12 protein-coding genes are annotated in these 22,644 nt (G+C 47.1%); 1 reads left to right on the top strand and 11 read right to left on the bottom strand.

Going from position 1 to position 22,644, the window contains the following annotated elements; translation table 11 throughout:
* Positions 1–5 precede the first annotated feature (5 nt).
* The 11 genes from F3I09_RS14380 to F3I09_RS14330 form a co-directional block, all read right to left on the bottom strand.
* Positions 6–3,545, bottom strand: coding sequence for a SusC/RagA family TonB-linked outer membrane protein (locus F3I09_RS14380; RefSeq protein ID WP_188133810.1), 3,540 nt, complete (start codon positions 3,543–3,545; stop codon positions 6–8).
* A 211-nt stretch (positions 3,546–3,756) separates the two neighbouring features.
* Positions 3,757–4,938, bottom strand: a complete 1,182-nt coding sequence (locus F3I09_RS14375; RefSeq protein ID WP_188133809.1) for a FecR family protein — start codon at positions 4,936–4,938, stop codon at positions 3,757–3,759.
* Positions 4,939–4,988: 50 nt separating this feature from the next.
* Entirely contained in the window at positions 4,989–5,579 is a 591-nt protein-coding gene (locus F3I09_RS14370) for an RNA polymerase sigma factor (protein ID WP_149695729.1), read from the bottom strand.
* 143 nt (positions 5,580–5,722) lie between these two features.
* A complete protein-coding gene (locus tag F3I09_RS14365) occupies positions 5,723–6,163 on the bottom strand; it encodes an SRPBCC domain-containing protein (RefSeq protein WP_149695728.1) in 441 nt (146 codons plus the stop codon).
* A 169-nt stretch (positions 6,164–6,332) separates the two neighbouring features.
* Positions 6,333–7,268 (bottom strand): family 43 glycosylhydrolase, encoded by a 936-nt coding sequence (locus tag F3I09_RS14360; RefSeq protein ID WP_223233244.1) that lies wholly within the window; start codon positions 7,266–7,268, stop codon positions 6,333–6,335.
* Between the two features lie 24 nt (positions 7,269–7,292).
* Positions 7,293–8,000, bottom strand: coding sequence for a DUF3823 domain-containing protein (locus F3I09_RS14355; protein WP_149695727.1), 708 nt, complete (start codon positions 7,998–8,000; stop codon positions 7,293–7,295).
* Between the two features lie 15 nt (positions 8,001–8,015).
* The gene (locus F3I09_RS14350) at positions 8,016–9,839 is read right to left on the bottom strand and encodes a RagB/SusD family nutrient uptake outer membrane protein (RefSeq protein WP_149695726.1); all 1,824 of its coding nucleotides are present in this window, start codon (positions 9,837–9,839) and stop codon (positions 8,016–8,018) included.
* A gap of 12 nt (positions 9,840–9,851) precedes the next feature.
* Positions 9,852–13,076, bottom strand: coding sequence for a TonB-dependent receptor (locus tag F3I09_RS14345; RefSeq protein ID WP_149695725.1), 3,225 nt, complete (start codon positions 13,074–13,076; stop codon positions 9,852–9,854).
* Between the two features lie 650 nt (positions 13,077–13,726).
* Positions 13,727–16,342, bottom strand: coding sequence for a hypothetical protein (locus F3I09_RS14340; protein ID WP_188133808.1), 2,616 nt, complete (start codon positions 16,340–16,342; stop codon positions 13,727–13,729).
* Positions 16,343–16,435: 93 nt separating this feature from the next.
* Positions 16,436–19,930 carry a gliding motility-associated C-terminal domain-containing protein gene (locus F3I09_RS14335; RefSeq protein WP_149695723.1) on the bottom strand — a complete coding sequence of 1,165 codons (3,495 nt, stop codon included), beginning with the start codon at positions 19,928–19,930 and terminating at the stop codon, positions 16,436–16,438.
* A 255-nt stretch (positions 19,931–20,185) separates the two neighbouring features.
* Positions 20,186–21,151 (bottom strand): DUF5996 family protein, encoded by a 966-nt coding sequence (locus F3I09_RS14330; protein WP_149695722.1) that lies wholly within the window; start codon positions 21,149–21,151, stop codon positions 20,186–20,188.
* Between the two features lie 250 nt (positions 21,152–21,401).
* Between F3I09_RS14330 and F3I09_RS14325 the strand changes: the two genes are divergently transcribed.
* The gene (locus tag F3I09_RS14325) at positions 21,402–22,517 is read left to right on the top strand and encodes a polysaccharide lyase family 1 protein (RefSeq protein WP_149695721.1); all 1,116 of its coding nucleotides are present in this window, start codon (positions 21,402–21,404) and stop codon (positions 22,515–22,517) included.
* Positions 22,518–22,644 lie beyond the last annotated feature (127 nt).

Raw genomic sequence — 22,644 nt, 5'->3', positions numbered from 1 at the left:
AAAGATTAAAATGAAACATTGAAATTGAAGGTATAGGTAGGTGCCGGCTTAAGACTACCGAAATTATTTTCCAGCACATACATCGGGTCAATACCCTCTTTATTCTTACGCCATATGACACCCAGGTTACTCACTGTCGCCCCCACATTCATGGTCTTAATGAACGGCCACTTTTTAAGTATGCGGGAGCCCGCCATATAGTTCAGCGAGAGCTGCTCCAGGCGCGCATGAGAAGCACTGATCACATTGATGTCTGCATCCCGGTAGCGCGCCAGGCTGGTGAAATTGGAATGGATAATTCCAGGGATATTGGTATTAGCCTCATCACCCGGCTTCCGCCAGCGGCGTACCAATGCCTTTGATGTACCTGCAAATCCCGGCGCGTTACCGCTCTCCGGATAAAGACCCGGTACCACTTCCTTTTTCATCATGTTATGTCCCATATAGAAAACCATTCTCGCAGAAAAACTCAGCTGCCTGAATCGTATTAAATGCATAAAACCTCCAAATACCGGCGGATTTAAACGCCCTTTAAACACCCGGTCTTCAGGCTTCACTACTTCCCCGTCAGTAGACGTCAGGATCTTGCCAGCATTGTTGTAGATCAGCGATTGTCCTTCCTGGTCCAACCCAGCCCATCTTAGTGCCGTCAGGTAATCGACCGGGTGACCCGCTACCGGAAATCCGGTTTCAAGCGTATTCGCGTTCACATTAAACCGTGTATCGGTGACCCTGTTGGTATTGTAAGCCAGGTTGAAATTTGTGCTGTATCCCCAGTTTTTTGTACGTATGATATTGGCATTGATACCGAACTCCAAACCATGACTGTTCATTGAGGCAGTATTATATAACAGTGTGCTCCAGCCATAGGTGGCATTGAAAGGTAAGGTGGCCAGTATACCGGAAGAGTGTTTACGGTAAATATCAAATGTGATACCCAGCAAACCATACAGGATATCAGCATCAATACCTCCATTCAGCGTACTAGTCGTTTCCCAGCCCAGGTGCTGATTACCCGGAGTACCGATAGTGCCGTATGTTAATCCCGTCATAGGATCAGCCGGCATTACATTTACCACAGGATAATTGGAACCGCCGGAAGGAGCTGTACCTGCTGTACCATAAGTAAGACGTAGCGCCAGGCCTGTCAGCCATTTCTTTCCCGGCATAAAATGTTCCTTCCTGACATCCCATTTCAGACCTGCCGACCATAAGGGAATAGCCCTGTCACGGCGCTCTATACCCAGCATGCTGAAATCATCAAAGCGCAGGCTCCCGGATACGAAGTACTTATCATGCAGGGAATAGTTGGCATTGGAGAAATAAGAGAGATAACGTTGTATATCAGACATCAATGCGCCGTCGGAATACCCCAGCGTACGCGTTCCGTAAAAGAAGGTCCTGTAAGGTACTGTCGGGTTCCAGGCCTGCGCAGAACCTGTATTGGGGTCATACCCATAGTGTGTCTGACGGTAGCCTTTTGACTTTGTCTCACGGATATCAGTACCAGCGATGAAGTTGATATGATGGATCAACTTCCATTGCTTATCTATATTCAATTGAGCCCTGAGGCCATAGTCACTTGACCAGGTATTGGTATGCTTTACGACATCCCCTATTGGAATACCATATACCAGTTTTCCGTTCTGGATAGATGTAGCTGTGTTCAGCAGATCTCTCGTAGTATAGCTGTTCAGTTCATCTATCAGCTCGATCTCCTGTGAACTGCGCTGGTACATACCCGACAACTGCAGGTCTGCCCAGGGAGTCAGGCGGGTGGTTATTGAAGTCTGTACACGGGTTGTCTGCTTGAAATAGTGAGTATTGGAATAATTCAGCTGATCAACGGAATTGTAAGTCCAGGGTAGCATGCCTAGTCTCCGCAGACTATCTTCCACTCGTGGCTTGAACAAAATACTGTAATTCACTGGCCGCCCCTGCTCATCTACCAGCAGATCATAAGGACGCAGGCCAAAGAAGCCTGGATTCAAAGCAGTCAATGCAGCCGCGTTCACCACACTGCTTGAATAATTGTGGTTAATGCCGGTAGACAATTTCACTTTTCCGTCCAGCAGGTCGGTATTGATATTACTGTTCACGAAATAGGAACTTGTCTTGTTTCCCTTGAACACCGGCAGGTTTTTAGAATAGTTACCGGACACATAGTAGCTGGTATTCTTTCCGCCACCGGTAACAGACAGGTTATACTGTTGTGTCACCGCCTGGCGTAACAGGTATTCCCTTATCTGAGACTGGTTGTTTGTGTTAGCCAGTCTTTCCAGGGCCTCATCACGCTGCTGGGGAGTAATATCGCCACGTTTGCCCAGGAACATATACTTCACGGCCTCACTGGGATTGGTATATCGCCAGTGCGTAAAAGGGTCCTGGTAAAAGTTGGCGTCAAACATCTCGCGTTCGAAGTCGATATACTCACGACTGTTCATCGCATTCATGTTCTTCATGTTTGCAGGGGCCGCAATACTCAGCGTTCCTCCCAGGGTAAGGGTTGTCATGTCTCCCTTCCTTCCTTTCTTTGTTTCTACCACGATCACCCCGTTTGCCGCACTGGAACCCCATATGGAGGTGGCGGCAGCATCTTTCAGGAAAGTAATACTTTCAATGTCTGCCGGGTTAAACGCATTTAATACATCGTAGCTGGTACCCGCCTGATCGCCCAGGAGCGGTGTATACCCCGGGCGCAATGCCAGGTTCTGATCAATGGCAGGAAAACCGTCAATGATAATCAGTGGAGCGCTTGTACCGAAATTGTTCACCCCTCTTATCTGGATACGGTTGTTACGAATATCGAACCGTACGCCAGGTACCTTTCCTTCCAGGCGCTTCATAATATTGATATCAGGTGTCTCATCCAGCTCTTTTGCCGTAATTAATGAGTAAGAACCCGTTGTAGCTGCCTTTTCTATCTTCTGAAAGCCCGTACTGATCACAACACCCTTTAACTCCCGCTGCTGTGGTGTCAGGGAGATAGTCACCTTCACATCCTTATCCCCCACTACGATCTTCTTCTGTGCCGGCAGGAAGCTCAGATGCCTTATTTCCAGGGTATAGTTACCCGGCGGTACTGCCGCCATGATAAAAGAACCGTCTTCTTCTGACATCGTCCCCCTGTCCTCAGTAGGCAACAGCCTGATAACCGCTCTTGTCACAGGACGACCTTTTTCATCCGTAATAACACCCGACACCATCGGGATCTTCAAAGCTTGTGCATAAGGCACCTTATCTGGTACTACCTTCCTGGATATAATGATCGTCTTATTCTCGATAGAATAATCCAGTGGCTGATCATCCAGGGCTTTCCTGAGGAATGGCTCCAGCTCCAGGTTTTTGACCGTCAGGGTAACACGCCTGGTCTTTACCAGCAGCTCCTGGTCATAGAACACGACATACCCGGTTTGTTGTTTAATGACTTTAAACACCTGTTCAAGCGGAGCATCTTTACAGGTATAGGTGATACTTTGCGAACGACTGCTCTTAGCGCTCGCCTGCAGGATGCAGACCAGCAAGAGAATGGTTGATAATCGCATAACTCGTAGCGTTTGGATCAATAACCGGTGGTCCTTCCGGACGGGCATAGGCTTCCCTTGCCGGTTACAAAAAGCTTGAAAAATCATACTTTTGTACTGGTTGTGGTTGATAAATAAATAAGCGTCTGACGAAGACTGTTTGTTTGCCGGCCATGGCTGTGGTCGTTCTACGGGGGTAGAACGACTTTTTATTTTGGCTGATATTTTCCTGCTACATTACGATTAGTCTGTTCCCATTTTCAATCCTGCATTTTACATCCATCCTTTCCAGTATGCGGAGTACCTGTTGCAGCGAAAGATCCCGCTGCATTTCACCACCAAATTTCCTGGCAGGTATCTTTCCTTCATATATGATCTCTACATCGTACCATCTTGCCAGTTGCCGGAGTACTGCTGGCAGGTCCATATCCTCAAAGTTGAACATACCGTTCTTCCAGGCCATTACCTGGTCCATGTTCACCTGTTTACTGAGCAGCAACTGCTCTTTATCTGCTACTGCCTGCTGACCTGGATTCAGCACAACGCGCCGGAGTAATGCGTCACTTTTAGTCATCACTACTTTACCTTCCAGCAACGTTGTACTGATCTGGCTTTCATCGGAATAGGCATGGATATTAAAGTGTGTACCGAGCACCTCTACGGCAGTGTGTTCGTCTATCTGCACGCGGAAAGGTTTGGCATTTTTAGCTACTTCAAAGTAGGCCTCCCCTCGTAGCATCACTACTCTTTCATTGCCATCAAAGGCGGTAGGATAACGTAGCGAGGTCGCGGCATTCAGCCATACGGCTGTACCGTCCGGCAATACCAACCGGAACTGTCCGCCGCGGGGAGTGCTTAGCGTATTGAACCCGGCAGCATGCGCACCGGCACTGTATTTTAACAGACCGCCCTGTTGCTGTATAGCCGTATTTCCCTGTACGACCTGTCCTTTACCTGTGCTATCCAACGCTACAACGTGTCCATCTGACAACGTCAGCAAGGCTTTGTCGGTGCCCGGCGCCTTATCATATACTGTGGCTATGACAGTTTCCCGCCGCTGTAGACGACTCATAAAAAACCATGTACCTGATACCAGTAGTAAGAGCATAGCTGCAGCGGCCCACCAGTAGCGGGGAAGAGAGAATATTCCACGGAAACCTTGTTGTTGCTGCAGATCATCTGTCAGGAATGAAAGATTGCTGAATACCTTATCAACAGGCCGCTGATAGAGGGCATACAATTCCCCGGCAGTACCTTCCACATCCACAGCTGCAAGCAATTCCTCCAATACAGGCCTTAGCCGGTCTACACCGGCATAAGCCATCAATCTTCTTATTTCTGCTTCCGAGCAGTCTTTTTGTAAGAATTTACCGAACAGGCGACGCAGTTCCTCCTCATGAAATATATCTTCCATAATAGCCATTACGAACAAGCTTGAATAAATAACTACTCCGAGGGAAAAAATTATTTAAATAAAAAATAGAGCAGGAGCATCCCGGTAATATCGGGACGGCTGGTCAGGTACTCCCGCAGGAATTGTGTGGCCTTAACTACGTGATTATTAACGGTAGATGGAGATATACCTAATAAGCGGCTTACTTCATCATGACTCTTGCCCTCCAGTTTACAGAGGGTAAATACCAGTTTACGTTGCGGGGGTAAGGCATCGATGGCTGTCTGGAGCAGGAATGCATTCTCTTTTTGCTCCAGTCTTTCTTCCGTATGCGTATAATGATCAATACTGGCTTCCAGCAGGCGGTTGATCAGCTGCGCGCTACGGTTGGCTTTCCTGAAAAGGTCTATGGCCAGGTTATCAGCTATTTTGAACAGATAGGACCGGAATGAACGGGTGGGATCTACCAGGGCATGCTTTTGCCACACGACAATAAATACCTCCTGCAGCAGCTCCGTAGCCAGATCTTCGGAATGTAACAATTTCAACAACTTGCCATATATCCTTGGGGCATAATGATAATAGATCACCTGGAAGGCATCCTTATCTCCCTTCGCCATTCTTTCAAGTAATGCTGTTTCATTATCTAGGACCTCCGGCATACTACCTCCATTCCCTCACTTTTTTTGGTTGAATCTGGGAGCTAATGTAATAAAAAATGGCAGGTTGTTATAACAGAACAAAAAAGCCGTTCCCCCGGGAAGGAGGAACGGCTTTCACTAATATAATCAACCGACCGGAGTGGCTAATGCTCTTCGGATAGTTCTTTTACTTTTTCCAGCGCCTTAGGCCAGGTCTCTGCGAAATAATCTTTATACTCGTCCACAATATCCATGTCCACCACCAGCTCTGTCTTACCATTTACACTTTTCAGTGTATAGTTCTCATGAGCGCCTGACCACTTTTTGACTTCTTCACTTTCTTTGTCTTCGACACCGTTCTTTACAAATCCGAGATGTTCTATCGACATGTACTCATTAGGAATATTTTCTTCTATCCTGGATATCATTCCGTCATTCTTTTCATTCAGGAACCGGACCTGACTGCCTTTTTTCCAGTCAGTTTTAGCGTATGATCCCGGAGTAAAGACTGAAGTCCATTCACGATAGGATGCATCCTCCCAAAGGACGCTCCAGACCTTTTCCCGGGGTCCGTTGATAGTGATCTTGAATTCATGTTTTTCCATAACATGTGTTTTAAATGTTTATAAACGTATGAGTAATGGAAAGCTTTGTCATTACAACAAAGATGAAATTCTTTTCACTTATACAAGCGGTGCAATTACGACATTTTAAAGGGGCAAACCAGTCGCCGGGAATGCCCCTCAGTTCGCTATATGGTCAACAGCCTGTTCTTTATTTTCCCGTTGTCTGTACGACTTTCCGGATAGTACCGTCGTCATTATAGAACAGCTTATCTACGCAGATCGACCTCAGCCAGTCGTGATGTGACAGTGCGCTGTTATGATAGAAAGCGTACCATTGACCTTTGTATTCCACAATAGAGCCATGGTTGGTATAACTGTCCGTAGGGTCCATATAGATCCCTCTGTATGTCCAGGGGCCCAGGGGACTATCGCTGGTAGCATAACGCATCTGGTTGTGCTTACCGTCCTTGTCATTATTATCAGAATAGGACAGGTAATATACGCCGTCCTTCTTATGCACCCAGGTAGCTTCATGAAAGTCTACCAATCCTTCCATTGGCTGCATGGTGCCGTCTATTTCCATCATGTTGTCCATCAGTTTACCGCCTTTGCAAACGCCGCCACCACCATAGTAGAAATAAGCAAGACCATCGTCATCAATGAATACACAGGGGTCGATCATTGATTCGAGATCAGGCAGATATCCCTGCACCTTGAAATCGCCCGCCGGACTGCTGCTGGTAGCCACTCCTATCTTCCAGGTCTTATTCCATTCGTCTCCGCTGGGATGAGGGAAGTAAAAATAATAGGTCCCTTTCCTGAACACACAATCAGGCGCCCACATAAAACCGCCGTCCTTTCTTCCCCAGGGCACCTGGCTGGCACGCAGTATCTCGCCATGATCTTTCCAGTTGATCATATCATCGGTGGAGTAAACATGATACTGGTCCATCAGGTCGCAGCCTCTTGGCGGCGCAATATCATGAGATGCATAGACATACAATCGTCCGTCCGACCATACATGTGCCGATGGATCAGCCGTATACATATCTGTAATGAAGGGGTTTTGTTGTGCCGTGGATGAAAAGGCCGACATTAGTAGTAATAAAAATAAACCTGCACGCATGCTGTTGATCTTTTGCATAGTCCTGAAACTTTGTAACTTATATTATGGTACTTTAACTTCAATTATCTGCGAATAGTTAAACTGCTTGAAACTGTCATCCACTCTTACACCCACCCTTGCATAGAATGTTCTGGCGGCCTTCAGATTGGGCACCCGTATTTCATAGGTCTTTGCAGCAATATCGGCCGACCAGCTGCTGTTGATATCAATCTTATTAGGATCGGTATACTGGCTGATAGTAGCGCCGCTGCCCACATACTCGCTTGTATTCACGAAAGGCTTGACATCCAGTATCCTGGGCAGGCCAGTTTCCACCGGTGCTGACAGTTTAAACCGCATGATCAGCGTGGTACCTTCCAGCTCATGTGTGAATTGGGTAATGCGCAGGTAAGGCGTCAACGTGAAATCTTGCGTAGTGGTTCCATTGATATCCATCTCAACACCCTGTACCGGCCAGAAAGCGCCATTGACAGGCGTTACGCGATAATGCCCGCTGAACAGTTTTGTATCTTCAAAGGTGCCATCAATTTTAGAAGGAATATATTGCGGCGTAGGCGTGGCGCTCCAGCTCAGTTCTTCCAGTTTGATCTGCACACCACCAGTTTCTGTCAGGAAGTTCTCCTTTGAATCATTATCAAGCAGTCTTCCCTTAAAAGCGGCATCCGGCCCATCGAAATTATCTTCCTTGGTACAGGAAGCCATCGTTACGGCAGTAAGTAAGATAAACAATCCTTTTATGATGTTTTGCATGGTAGTCGTTTTAATTTAGTGGTTAGGGTTATTGGGATACAGGTTGGGGTTCTTACCTAGTTCTCCGCCGGGAATAGGCTCGTAGTAGAACTTCTTCTCGAAGTTGTAGGAACGCTGGAAGGGTTCGAACTCACGGAGGAAGATATATTTCTGTTCATCAGCAACATAATATGGCATCAGTGCATGGTATTTTGTATTATCCAGTATCTTGTCTGCAATACGCCATCTTCTGAGGTCCCACCAGTATTGTTTTTCGAAAGCCAGTTCTTTACAGCGTTCATTACGCACAGTGTCTATCGTAAATGCCCCCGTTAAAAGGGGAGCGCCCGCGCGGTCTCTGATATCATTGATCACATTCCGGGCATCAGCCATGTTGCTCAGCTCAACAGCCGCCTCTGCCCTGTTCAGCAAAACTTCCGCATAACGCATATCTATCCAGCTCTGCGTGCTCATATATAGCCCGCATTGGGATTGAGCGCGGTTATAATCAATGTATTTCCGTACATAGAAACCAGTACGGGTAAGGTCGTCATTATCAGTGCTGATACCCGTAAAGCCTATGATACGCATGCCATTGAATAAAGTTTCTGTTTTACCAGCCAGGTGTCTGTAGGGCCGATTGGGAGGATTCTGCCCCAATTCATCAGCAGCGGTGCCGGTAAAATGCTCATAGATCCCGCGCTGCATATCGAATTGTTTACCCCTCAGCGTAGTGCCGGGGAAATATATCGTTGCCAGCAGGCGTGGCTCCAGCCCCTGTGCCAGCTGACTGGTATTATCAAAACGACGGGGAGTGCCATCGGCGTTCACCACGGGCAACTGTCCTGTATAGCGTTCAATAAGCTCCAGGGTCGGATAAGCACGGGAAAGACCATCCGCAGTCATGAAGCGGCAGGTCATGGTAGCATCCCAGCTGTGGGCTGTACCGGTGGTCAGCGAATAATCTCTCACCAGGATATTCTCTGTACTTTCCCTGTCCAGGAACAGGTCCACATAGTTCAGTTCCTTATCCGTCTTTTTACGGTATAAACTATAATGTCCTTCCAATAGTTTCGCGGCATCCCAGGCTCTCTGGAAGAAACCTGCTGCTGCAGATGCGGGAATACCAGCATATCCCTGATCACGGGCATCGCCGGCCACAAAGTTCTCTGAACCATATTTCGCTATACTGCCCGCATACAGCATAGCCCTTGACTTCAGGGCAGCGGCCGCATAACGGTTAGCACGCGCTCTTTCGCTGGTAGCCGGCATTTTATTGTAAGCGCTGTCCAGGTCATCGCCTATAAAGTTCCATACATCCACTTCCTTATCTCTGTGTACCTGCAGTTCTTCCAGGCTTTGCTCAGGATAATGCTGTACTTTTCTGATAATGGGAATGCCACCATAACGTTTAGCCAGCGCAAAGTAAAAATACGCCCTGCAGAAGTAGGCCTCACCCAACCAGGCATCGATCTGCTCCTTAGAAAAGCCTGTGCCATAAACAGGCAGGTTCTCGATAAAATAATTGACAGTACGGATATCACCATACGGCCAGTAACCGAAACCACCAGCCCCGTCATAGGTACTGCCGTAAGGGCCTACCAGCTCTCCGCAAAGTGCACCGGGATGATAAAAATGTTCCCATTGCCTGTTAAACCCGGAACCTTCCTGACGATAGTAGAAATCTTCTATAGGCAAGGCCCTGTATATAGTAGCCAGATATCCTTTTACACCTGCGTCGGTAGCAAAAACGTCCTTGTCCTGGATCACATTCAGCGGATCGATATTCAGGTCCCTGCACGAAGGCTGTAACAATACTGCCAGTATGGTGATGATGCTTATATATAGCTTGTTCTTCATGTTGTTTTCTATTTAAAAAGTAACACTGGCCCCTACACTGAATGTCCTGTTCATAGGATACTTATATCCGCCCTGGGAATAGTTCCAATCGGCACCATTGGCCACGCTGCCGGGATGCTCCGGATCACTGTTCTTTAAACCCGTAAAAGTGGCCAGGTTATAACTGTTGACATATGCCCTTATGTTGCTGATGCCGATACGGCTAAGCAATTTCCGGGGAATAGTATATCCTACCTCCAGGCTTTTAATCCTCAGATAAGTGGCGTCCTGCACGGCTTTGGTACCTTCTGCTACCGGCGAGCCCATGGCAGGATATTTGCCGGGCACCCACACTGTATTGGGATCAAATACATCTGCATTGGGATCAGCTGTATGCCACCTGTCCAGGAACTGTGTCAGCGCGCCACGGCCATACATCAACGGCTCCGCCATCTGCTCAGCATACTGTACATAGAAATCGGTAGCGCCCTGCAATAGCATGTTGAAGTCAATGCCTTTCCATGCCGCACCAAGGGTCATCCCGAAGTTGATCAGCGGGAGATCCCTGACTGCGATGGGTGATTCGTCCTTGCCATCTATTACACCATCGTTATTCCAGTCCTGGTAGTAGTAATCGCCCGGTACGATGTTCTGGTTACCGCCACCGGCATTGACATTGTAATTGTATATCTGGTCGTAGGAGGTAAATTGCCCGCCGTATTGTTTTCCCCACCAGATATTCGTGTAGCGGTTCTGCGGGGAGTTCTTCCAGTTCTCATAAGAGTTTCCCGCGCGGGTCTGCTGTACATTACGCAGCATGGTGCGTGTAGAAGATACGTTCGCACTGATATTATAGCTGAAATCACCGATGGTATTGCGGTGCGTCAGCACTACTTCAAGCCCCCTGGTCCGGTCGCTGTTCAGGTTCTCCTGTGGCAGGTTAGTACCTACAGTACCCGGCAGTGTGGTTGTTCTGGTAGCCAGCAGGCCATCCCTGTTCCTGATGAAATAATCCACGGAACCACCTATCATTCCTTTCAACAGGTCGAAGTCTATACCCATATTGAGTGTTTTGGCAGTGTACCAGGTCAGGTCCGGATTCACTACACCCCGGGAAGCCATCCCATTCACATAATTACCACCGAAGAAATAACCCGGGGAGGGATAGTTATACCCGGATATGTACTGGAAGCCGGTGGCACCGTCATCCCCGGTTTTACCATAAGAAGCACGTAATTTCAGATTGCTCATGATATCAGGAGACACCAATCCCTGAAAGAAATGCTCCTCTGTCAGACGCCAGCCAGCCGATATAGCCGGGAAAAATCCCCATTGCGCCCCTGGTTTGAACTTACTGGACCCATCATACCTGAAACTGAAATCAAGCAGGTATTTGCCCTTAAAATCGTAATTTACTTTACCCACGATACCCTTATTCACGGTTTCCCACAAACCATTGCCGTCCATACTGCCCAGCTGATTGTTCGCATCGCCGGCAAACAGGTAAGGAATACCCAGCGAGAATTCACGTTGTGCGTAAAAGTTGTCGGCTGTGGCATGGCTTTCTTCGTACAACACCAGTCCGGTCACATTATGCCTGCCGCCGAATTTTCTTGTATAGTTCAGTGATAACTGGTATAGCGTAGAAGTGTTATTACCATAAGTACGGTTAACAGTGGATGGAGAATTGACCATTGTTCCGATATATTTATCATTCTGCCGGTCGTATTCAAAGAGTGTATAAGATTTCTTCACCATGGTATTGTCCACGATATTAAAGCCATAGTTATACATTCCCCTGGCCATCAATCCTTCAATAGCCGGTATATCATATTCCAGCGCCAGCTGCCCCTGGAAGTTTTTATTCTTAAATGCCTGGTTACCTACATAATCAGCATCTGTCATGATCACCGGATTGGCATTGTCCGGCATCACGTGGGGATACAGGGGATTATTGTTCGCATAGATCTGGTCAGTCGGCAGCTGGTTCCAGGTATATTTGAACATCTCCCATATACCTCTGCCGCCTGGCTGGTTCTTGGTATCAGTATAACCTGACAGCAGCAACTGCGCACGTAGCCTGTCCGTGATCTTAGCGTTGATGTTCGACCTGAAGTTCCAGCGGTCGTAGTTCATGTCTCCGCTGCGGAACAAACCATCCTGGTTGAAATAACCCAGGTTAAAGAAGTAATTGGCCTTATCATTGCCCCCGTTCACGCTAAGGGTGTGTTGTATTTCCGGCGCAAAGTCCTTCATCGTAGCGCCTACCCAGTCGGACGATTTTAATGTGCCACTCCGGTACAATTCCATATCAGCATCAGAGAAGGAAGGCGGCATCTGGTTATAGAAGTTGTTGCCGAAATCACGTTTCTGTTTCTCGTTCTTCAGCATCATATATTGCAGTGCATCCACTCCCTGCGGCACATTCAGGAACTGCTGCCAGCTCTGGTTCACCGCATAGGTGATGTCAAACTTGCCTGTCTGGCTGCGGGTTCCCTTTTTACTCGTCACCAGGATCACCCCATTGGCCGCACGCACACCGTAAACAGCGGCAGAAGCATCCTTCAGGATAGAAATACTCTCTATCTCATTGGGGTCCATCCTGGAAAGGTCGCCACTACTCCGGGGCACGCCATCTATGACCACCAACGGACTACCCATCCCCCGAATATCAAACACATTATCATAGGCGCCCGGCTCACTGCTTTTCTGCACCACACGCAAACCAGGCAGCTTGCCCGTCATCATATTGATGACATTTTCGTTTTTGGTCACTACCAGTTCACTGGCTCTGATCACAGAAACGGCGCCCGTCACCGTCGCCTTTCGCTGGGTGCCATAGCCCGTTACTATCACCTGGTTTAAGCCGGTGGTAGTAGACGGCAGGCGCACCACTAAATTTCCTGAACCGCTGTAAGGTATCCTCAGTTCCCGGTATCCCACCAGGCTGACGTACAGGGATACGGGTTTTCCCTCCGGTACTTTCACCGTAAAGCGGCCTTCCCTGTCGGAAATGGCGCCCGACTGTGTACCGATAATACCGATAGTCACCCCCGCCAGTACATTCCCATTGGCAGAATCGACGACCTGCCCGGTAATGGTCCCGGACGCCGAGCCTGCACTATCCCTCTTTTGTGCGGCGCTCTTCTCCGCCCCGGATAAAATGATGGCCCCAATAAACAGTAATTGTAACAACAGGGACTTTCCGCCCGTGTTCTTCATAACATGGACGCATGCGTCATACGTGGATCTTTTCATATTTGCAAGCTTTGCTTTTAACAAGGAGGTCTGTAGATCTCTGATTTCATAACAGGAATAAACTCTTTATACTATTCAAATACTTTTAATGCTGATCCAGGAAAACAAAGACATGACATAGATTCATAAGTTCCCCTCAAAGAGAACTGGTAATCAGACCATACGCAACTGAGTGTAATAAACTATCCGGGAGATTAAAAAAGGCTTAACAAAAGGGTTAATGCGGAGATTAACTGATCATTTTCTTTAAAAAATGCGTCACAAACTCTGATTTGGGAACAAAACACCAATCAACCCCGCCAGGGGTTGCCGTGTTTGTAGCCCGGGGTGATAACCCCGGGAATCCGATGACAACACAACCCCACGGATGGATAACAACCCCACCAATCCGGTAACCACAACAAAACACCAATCAACCCCGCCAGGGGTTGCACGGTTTGGGGCGGCCCGGAAGGGTATATATTCGCCTAAGATGGCCTTGAGTTTCGGTGGAGTCTATAGCCTACAGGCTCCCTACTATAGCTTTATAGGCACTGTTCTATAGCCAACGCTATAGAACAGCAGGTGTAATGCAGGACTATAGCGCCTTTAGATAGGAATTCGCAGGATAGTCGGACCGAATACCGACCGAACCCTGACCGGATCAAAAACTATCTGATCACATCATTAAACGACTTATAAAACTCCTCCCCATAAATGTCTCTATAATCCTTTATGAACTTTTCATAGGTATTATTCGCCAACGAATATCGTTTCAACTGTATCAAACTCTTACACTTATACTCCAGCGCCTCCTCATTCAGGCGGTCAAAAAGAAAGACCGCGTTCGTCACCCTTATCACAAATTCCGCGTCTTCCCCTGCCTGTTTATCTTCTTTCAGGTATCCCAGGCTGAGATCAATAACGGCATTGCTTACTTCAGCTTTGATATCATCCAGCCAGTCATATTCCGTCTTAGCCAGAAAGGCCCCTGTCTCGACCACCTTCAGCAGGTCTGCAATGAATGCCCGGTCTGCAGCAACCTTTCTTTTAGTCAGGCTGACAAATCGTTCATAATCAAGATAAAAATAGTTTTCTGTGTACTGAAATTGCCAGTATACCGACTTCTTATTGACCATACAATTCCCGATCCTTTCCAGGATGGTTTTCAGCTTGGCCAGGTTGACCGATCTGTTATTCTTGGCATCTTTAGCCGATTTGCCATTCCAAAGGATCTCATTCAGTTCGTCAGCGGTGATACCCTGCCCGGTCCTCACGGTATAAATCAGGATCAGGAGCAACAGTTCTTTCATCAGTGGAGTGAACAGTCCAGTCAACTCTTCTCCCTCCCCGTTAAATGCCTGGAAAGGGCCAAAGAGGCGGATGCTTGACCTGGGAGATTCCGGCTGTTCCTCTACCTCTGGTTGCTCGTCCGTCTCCGGCTGAACTGTTGTACTTTCCTCAGAATACGGCTCTTCTACCATCGGTTCTATGGCAGTATGCGGCTCTTCCACAGATTCCTCCTTTATGGGTTCTCCTTCAACCACAGTATCGTCTTCTCTCCGCTTTTGCAAGCTAATTTTCCGGAATCGCCACCACAAAGTCCCTATAGCAACTACAAAAAACAACAGCATGAAAATGAGCCACTTACTTAAAAGTCCCTTTCTGGCAGTTGTTTTCTCTTCTCCACTTCCGAGGTCAAGCGGAGGGAAATCAATGGTATAAACATTCACAGTCGTTTTCCGCTGCCGCAGCTCCTGATCATCATACAACAACGTAACCGCGATCAGCTTACCGACACCGGGGGCATAATAGAGGTCTGCAAAGGACTGCACATCATAAAAAGAATAAGGAATGGGGGTACCTGTCAGTTTGTACACCGGTTTGTCCAGCGAGCCTTGTATAAGCTGCAGGCGGGAGTTAAAACTATCTTTGGAAAATACCAGCCCGTAATATTGTCTTCTCTTAGCGTCGATGACCAGGCTATTGGCAAAAGTGAAACTGCCATATACCGAATCCAGGCTAAAACGCTTGCTGAAAGTCTTCCTACGTACATCAAAAGCAAAGAGGTCATAATACCCGCGGGGATCCAACATCTGATCGCCGGTCATACTGCCATAACCTCCGATAATAAAAGCAGTATCGCCGATAGCATTCAGGCCCAGACCCGCAAGATAACGCGGCGGGAAAAAGCTTCCTCCCGTGGACAATACCTCCCATTGACCAGTGCGCAGCTGGTATCGCTGTACCAGGTTCTTATATTTTAGCTGCCCGTATCCACCGATAATGTATAAAGCAGTATCTACGGGAGAAATGAATTTATTGGCATGCCAGAATTCCGTGAGTATGGTATCCGGGAAAGAGGCGGTCCACTGCAGATGTTCGGAGCTGTACGCAGCCACCTTCTTATGGTCAATGTAAACATTATACAACTGGCTGCTGAGCGTATCATAGATGCTCTGGCATCCCACCAGGATATTCTCCTGTTCCACAGCCTTTGCGGTCCTGGCGTGCTGTTGCTGACGCAGATCGTAGGTAATAATAGAATCAATACCGGTGATCAATAGCTGCTCGTTCCGCTGGTCAAATGCCACCACTGCATTTCCGTTCAGCTGAAAAGAACCGGTCGTTTTCCAGTACTGGTGCCCCGGTTTCAGCCATACCCCATTCTTGACCTTCGCAGGCTCCTGCCGGATATCGTCATAACAGAGCGTATCTGCCACTTCTGCCAATGGCCAGTGACAGGTAAGCTGTTCATCATGAAAGATCCGGATATCTTTGATACGCATGGGAGGAATATCCCTGGTGTGAAACCGCTCGTCATCATTCGCTCCATAGAGGAATTTGAAGCAGTTACCTTTAAACGAAAAGGCGTGGCTGCCCACATTTTTATTATTGACAGCTAATGCGATCTGTTGCCGCTTCAGGTCCAGGGTAACAGATACGCGGTTCCATTCATTGTACAATTTATAAGCATCGCAGGAGAACGAGATATTGAAGAAATGCTGGCCGGAGATAACCCGGAAAAGAGAGGTCTTCTGATCATAGATCAGGTCAATATTCTGATTGTCGTTAACAATACGGAGTATGTAACCAAAATAGATATGATTGTAGGATACAAAGTTCAGATCAAATTCAATACGCACGACACCGGAAAAACAGAGCGGCTTACCAGTGGCAATTTCAAAAGCGGTCCTTTTCTCCGCAACTGCCTCATGTCCATTAAAGGCCAACCCATAGGATAAATAAGATTGTGCCTGTCCTATGGTATTTAAAATGAGTAACAAAAATAGCGTAAGGAACGATCGATACATACTTAAGCAAAAAACAATATTAAGCTGTATTGAGCAATCTTACACGTATTTTTTTACTCCTCCGGCCTAATAGACAACAAGTACGGCGCCCTTCTCCTGGACAGGATGCCCCAGGATGTCAATCCCCTGTATCATCCACACATAACCGCCTGCTTCTACTTTCTTACCGCGGAAAGTACCATCCCATCCCGCCTCAATACTTTTTGTAGAGAACACCACATTACCCCAGCGGTCCATAACGGTAAAGAGATTGTAGGAGGCCAGACCATATCCTTTAGGTTTGAATATATCATTATGACCATCTCCATTGGGAGAAAAGGCTGTGGGGGCCACTACCTTAATAGCATCTATCACATGTACCGTAAGGGTGGTAGTCGGGCTCACACAATCCCCGAACTGATAAGTCATTCCGAATGTCGTGGTTTCTGTAATCCCGGGGATCCGGAACAAACCTGAATCATTGTTTTCCGACCATTCCGTACCAGGTTTGAACAATGTATAGATACCAATACGTTTGTCGTTTACCTTGATCTCTGTCGTCATTCCTTTCATGATAGTCACATCTTTTGCCGCAGGAGCCAGCAAGAGGATATCTACCATCAGAACAGGAAAAGGACGACTGTTGACAATACATCCGTAGCCGTCAGTTACCTGCAGGGTATAATCCCCTCCGGGCAGACCGTCCGCCCTCAGGGAAGTTGAAACAACCGTGCTATCTTCGTTCAGCCATGCATAGCTTATCGGCTGTTTTCCAGCAACACTGATACCAGTGATCATACCGGAAGTGGTATTACACACATCATCTATCACATAGGCTAATTTGTCATCTATCACAGGTAAATCAGGGGTTTTCAGACTAACAGTGCTTACCAGTTGTTCACATTGTTCAATATCTGTGATATATAACCTGTAAGTGCCATCGCCCACATTTGTCAGATCTTTATTCTGAGTGATGAGGGTACCACTCTGATCAAACCACTTGTAAGTAGCCGGTGTTCCCCCTACTACAACAAGACCTGTCACACTGCCGTTCTGCAGATTGCAGACAGGGTTTTGTGTATTGATCTGTCCTACGTACATAGGCACAGGCTTATGTTTCGGAACGGTAAAGTTAGCCGTTGCAGAACATCCTGTTGTATTGCTGATCTGCAAGATATAGGCACCTGCCGGCACATTAGTCAGGTCGAGACTATTCCCCACAGTCAGACCATTCTGATCTACCCAGCGCACCGTCTCCGCATTTGTGGCCTGCAGACCGGTCACGCCACCATCATCCACAGCGCAGGAAGCCTCTTTTATCACGACTGCATTCTGGTCAATGTTGATCACACCGGGTGCAGCTATGGTAAATGGAGCGGAAGGTAAGGCCGGGCAGAAAGATTCATCAGTAAACGACAATGTATATACACCTGCCGGCATATTTAGCAGATCAGGGGCATTCCCTACTACCTGTTGACTGGCATCTTTCCAGGTATATGTAACAACGCCAGTACCCGTCACTTTCAATCCTGTAATGCTACCGGTAGGCTGGCTGCATATAGCATCTTTTACCACTGCTCCGCTGGCATCCAACACAGGGGCTGCAACTCCTTTAATCACAAACGGGCCTCCCATAGCCGTACATCCATTAACGGTATCGGTAATAGTCAGTGTATAGCTATCCGGCGCCAGGTTGTTAATGGTAGGACCTGTTCCAACCAACACGTTTGCACTATTGCGCCATGCGAATTTCAAATTGATCCCCTGTAACTGCAATCCGTTAATACTGCCGTTATTAACGCCACAGGTAGCAGGTGTTATCACTGCTGTGGTTGTTTTTACGAGCGGGGTTTCATCCTTTACCTCAAAGAAGGGAGAATACACGATACACTCCGGTTTGTTACATCCTCCTCCGTACATCACCAGCCTGTATTTACCGGCAGATACGTTGATCAATGAAGTATCAGTTCCAACTGTATTCCCTGCCTCATCTTCCCAATGGAAAGGTGTGGCATTGTAGAGTAATTTATTGGGGATACTACCTGTGCTTTTACCACAGGCGGTATGAATAATATCACGTTCGAGTCCGACAGTCTCACTCCATACAGGATTACTATAATCCGAGGTCGCCCCTGCCGCGTCAGTCGCAGATAAGATAACACCATCCCTGCCTTTCAGGGCATATGTCCACTTACCATCTGCACCTGCAAAGAAGGTCTCAATATAGTTCCTGCCATCGCACTTCTGTCCCCCACTGCATCTGTAAGGAGTGAAAACTTCCATCTTTGCATTGGGCGTAGCTGTTCCGCTTAGTGTAGTAGCAGTACACGCAGTGACATGCACGAACGGCATCGGCCTGCCATCCGTAGGATACCAGTTTTCCAGCTGAATGCTGTTTGCCGGGTATTGATTAAGGGAAGTGACATTATTACAGAACATTTCGTTCTGTGACACCGTTACGCGATAAGCATTAACAACAGTAACAGGCGCATCATAACATCCCGCAATGATATTTTTATCGGCCAGCGCCCCCCCTATAACCCCCTGATTACAGTCCGTAATCAGCACCCCTGAAGAGCGCTGTCCCAGCACACTCTGGCCCGTTATCTCTGTTCCTATTTTGTTTCTTAAGATCCTGAAAGTCGCGTTCTGTAAACCCAATATTCCGATACCGTGAATACTGACACCTGCAACCTGGTTATCGCTGATCAGCACAGTGCCGGTGGTACTACCATATATACCCAACATTTCTTCCCTGATACTGAAGTTCATTACACCCGTACCGTTGACATCCGTACCGATCTTATTAAAAGATACCACCACATCACCCGTCTCGGTTCGTAATGACACCCCATAATAGTTGCCCATGATCACATTACCCAGGCTTGGCAGATTACCACCCAGTGTTACACCATTCAAATGCGTAAGCAGGATAGGCTGATAACTGGACAACTGTGCAGTTGCAGTCACTCCATCTTCCTCAAAACCAATGATATTGCTTTGTATTACCAGCTTACTGATGGTCTTTGGATCGAAATTCCCTGAATCACCGTAGATACAATACTTGTAACCATTAATGACATTCCCTTTTCCTGGTCCGCCGATGGTGATATCCGAACAGGTGCCGCTCAGTTCAATACCATGGCCTTCTATAGTGCTATTCAAGGTATTCTTGATAGCCAGTCCATATATCTCCACCTGCTGCGCATTGTCGATCCTGAGCGCATAATATGTTGCAGGCGCACCTGTTACCTGCCGGTACAGGAATACCCTTGCCCCACTGGCGCCCAATAAGGGAGCAGTCTGTGTAGAGGCATCAACAGCAATATTGCTGGTCAGCCCTGGCAGGTCGTTGAGCAACGTAATTGTCACGTCGGTCGGTTGAGTGCCGGGAAGATTAAAATAGATATAGTCTTTTGCAGCAGTACCGTTACTGTTAGCTTTAGTGATTGCATCTCTTAGGGTTCCTGGTCCACTGTCCGCCTTTGAAGTGACGACAAAAGTAGCGGCCATGGTTGGAGTAAGAACACAAAAACAAGATATGGTAACGAGCAGGAGTAATACACCTGTTGTAGGTTTCATGTTAATCGATATTCGGGATATTTAGGTAGTATCTTTTTTACCACCGGCCGAAAAATACATATATTTATTAAGAATATAATATAGAAAGCGAGGTCTGCAGATAAAATAACATTAAAAGACCCTCAATAGGCCCAAAACATCGATTTAGATAACACAAAAGTGTTACCCCTATAGCATCTGTTCACCTTTTTTTACAACACGTCCCCCGGGACATACTAATGTTCGTATATCCATTGCGATATATTCGCCTTCCTCTCACAGGGGCCTGAAACAACCGTATTCCTCTTCAAACCTTGAAAGATCGCATTCCAGGGCCTTACGGTCCCAGTTGCCTGTATTGGCGGCTGCCTCATAGGTAGACTGCAAAAAAGCCAGTAAGGTTTCTTCCGGGTCCTCTGCCTGCTGAACGATGTCGTAGTACAGGAAGAATTCGCCCATTTCCTTGCTGTAGAAAGCCCCTTCCGGTCTGACAGGCTGTTCTCCAAACGCTGCATTAGACGGGTAACAGTAAGCGTAAAAGACCACATGCGGGAACTGCTCACTACCCGGCCAGAATCCACAGGAGCTCACTTCTTTGGAATAGGCTTCCCGCATTACTTCAACCGGCATGTTGGGGGCCTGTCCTGTGTGTGGGGGTGCATCTCTACCTGAAAATCGGGTAACCGCCAGGTCAAAAGCCCCCCAGAAAAAATGTACAGGACTGCATTTACCTGTAAAGCCAGATCTGAAACGGGTAAATACTTTCTGCACCCTGACAAGCGCCTGCCAGTAATCCCCCATTTTCTCCAGGTCATATGCACGCTCTACATGATCATCCTCAAAAGGAACAGCATTCTCCAATTCACTGGGAGTTGTATAAATGCTAACGTCTACGCCTGAAGCATATAATTTCTCAAACACCTCTTTGTAAAAATCTGCTACTGTCCGGGGTCTCAACCCGATCGCCTCTCTTTTACCGGTACTGGTGATAATTATCAACTGATGAAACAGGAAATCAAAATCAATCTGGAAAAGGCCATGCTTATAAGGCATGCTGCCCGTGCTAAGGCCAAATGGCGTAACATACAATGTAACATGCCAGGAATGATTTAACCAGGGCATCTTTCTAAGACGGATCTTCCCTGCAATTTGCGTCCACAGATGAACCGTTGTCAATGTGTCTTTCAATTCATCATACTTTAGCACCGGCCATTGGTCTGATTTTAAAGTGGCATCTTGCATAACTAACAATTGAAAATGAAGAGAGTATTCTTTCCCATAGTAATTTAGCGAAATAATCGGTTCCGCATTCCTCCCCCGAAGAAGTAATTTATGTTATCCCAGCGTTAACAATAATCAATTTCCGTTATATCATTTTATTTGTACATTTGTTGCGAACAATGAATACCTGATAACCTGGAGACTTCAAGGACCCTTCATATACAGTGAACATTTAAATCAAGTCAACATTTTAAAGAAAAACCAAGTATCCATGAAAACCAATTCTTTGCGCAATGTAGGGATAACTGTTTTAATGACATTTATTTTTGCTGCTTGTAACAAAAACGAAACCTCAGATACCAGTATAGCCAATACTGATACTGTCAGCGCGGCAGCTGAAGTAGCTGCTGCGACAACATGTTCTGCGCAGGCATGGGCATCTGCAAATGGAGGCACTACAGGTGGAGACACGGCAAAACCTACCGTGGTTTCTACATACGATGCATTAAAAGCTGCTATTCAGAATACGAGCATTAAAGTAATACAGGTGGATGGCTCTATTACCATTCCATCCGGAGGCAGGATTTCCTTCCAGGACCAGACAGGCAAAACCATCTTTGGCAGCCCGGGCGCTACATTAGTATCGACCGACCAAACCAAAGATAAGTCAGGCATCATCTATGTTAAGAGATGTAAAAATATCATTATCCGGAACCTGATCTTTGACGGTCCGGGCGCATATGATGTTGATGGCTGGGATAATGCCACACTGGATGCATGTACCAATGTGTGGGTAGACCACTGCGAATTCAGAGACGGAGTAGATGGTAACTTTGATATCAAAAACACTTCCGATTATATTACTGTCTCTAATTGCAAATTCACTTACTTAAAAGCACCAAAGACAGGCGGTCCCGGTGGTTCTGACGACCACAGATTTTCTGATCTGATCGGTTCCAGCGACGGCGCGACTGCAGACAGAGGCCATTTCCGCATCACCTTTGTAAGATGCTGGTGGGCACAGGGCTGCGTTGCAAGAATGCCACGCGTACGTTTCGGCCAGGTACACGTTGTAAATAACTACTTCAGTAGCACTGTAAGTAAGAGCTGTATACAGGCGGGCTTCGAAGCAAATCTGTTGATTGAGTCCAACGTTTTTGAGAACGTTAAAAATCCAATCGATCTGATGGATAAGACCTCTACTGCAGTGCAGCTGAGAGGCAATGCTTTCAACAACACATCAGGTACAGCTTCGGGCAACGGCGTTACGGCATTTATTCCGCCCTATAGCATTACAGTACTCGATACGGCAAGTGTAAAACTAACTATAACAGGAACAAATGGCGCCGGTGCCACTTTAGCTGGCAATAGCTGCTCATCTCTATAGTTGCAGAAAGGTCCTTGAAGATCATTTAAAACAAAAGAAGCCGTCTCAATAATAATTGAGGCGGTTTTTTCTTTTGTATAGCGCTATACACATGGGCATATATGCAGAGCCTTAATTTTATTCAGTA

It is taken from the genome of Chitinophaga sp. CF418 (genome assembly GCF_900142925.1).
Lineage (GTDB): Bacteria > Bacteroidota > Bacteroidia > Chitinophagales > Chitinophagaceae > Chitinophaga.
Note: the sequence above shows the minus strand (reverse complement) of the source record. Positions and strands in the feature narration are given on the sequence as shown.

Coding starts and splice junctions, on each gene's coding strand:
- F3I09_RS14325 (WP_149695721.1), top strand. CDS start 21,402: ATGAAAACCAATTCTTTGCGCAATGTAGGGATAACTGTTTTAATGACA.
- F3I09_RS14380 (WP_188133810.1), bottom strand. CDS start 3,545: ATGCGATTATCAACCATTCTCTTGCTGGTCTGCATCCTGCAGGCGAGC.
- F3I09_RS14355 (WP_149695727.1), bottom strand. CDS start 8,000: ATGCAAAACATCATAAAAGGATTGTTTATCTTACTTACTGCCGTAACG.
- F3I09_RS14365 (WP_149695728.1), bottom strand. CDS start 6,163: ATGGAAAAACATGAATTCAAGATCACTATCAACGGACCCCGGGAAAAG.
- F3I09_RS14345 (WP_149695725.1), bottom strand. CDS start 13,076: ATGAAAAGATCCACGTATGACGCATGCGTCCATGTTATGAAGAACACG.
- F3I09_RS14335 (WP_149695723.1), bottom strand. CDS start 19,930: ATGAAACCTACAACAGGTGTATTACTCCTGCTCGTTACCATATCTTGT.
- F3I09_RS14350 (WP_149695726.1), bottom strand. CDS start 9,839: ATGAAGAACAAGCTATATATAAGCATCATCACCATACTGGCAGTATTG.
- F3I09_RS14360 (WP_223233244.1), bottom strand. CDS start 7,268: ATGCAAAAGATCAACAGCATGCGTGCAGGTTTATTTTTATTACTACTA.
- F3I09_RS14370 (WP_149695729.1), bottom strand. CDS start 5,579: ATGCCGGAGGTCCTAGATAATGAAACAGCATTACTTGAAAGAATGGCG.
- F3I09_RS14330 (WP_149695722.1), bottom strand. CDS start 21,151: ATGCAAGATGCCACTTTAAAATCAGACCAATGGCCGGTGCTAAAGTAT.
- F3I09_RS14375 (WP_188133809.1), bottom strand. CDS start 4,938: ATGGAAGATATATTTCATGAGGAGGAACTGCGTCGCCTGTTCGGTAAA.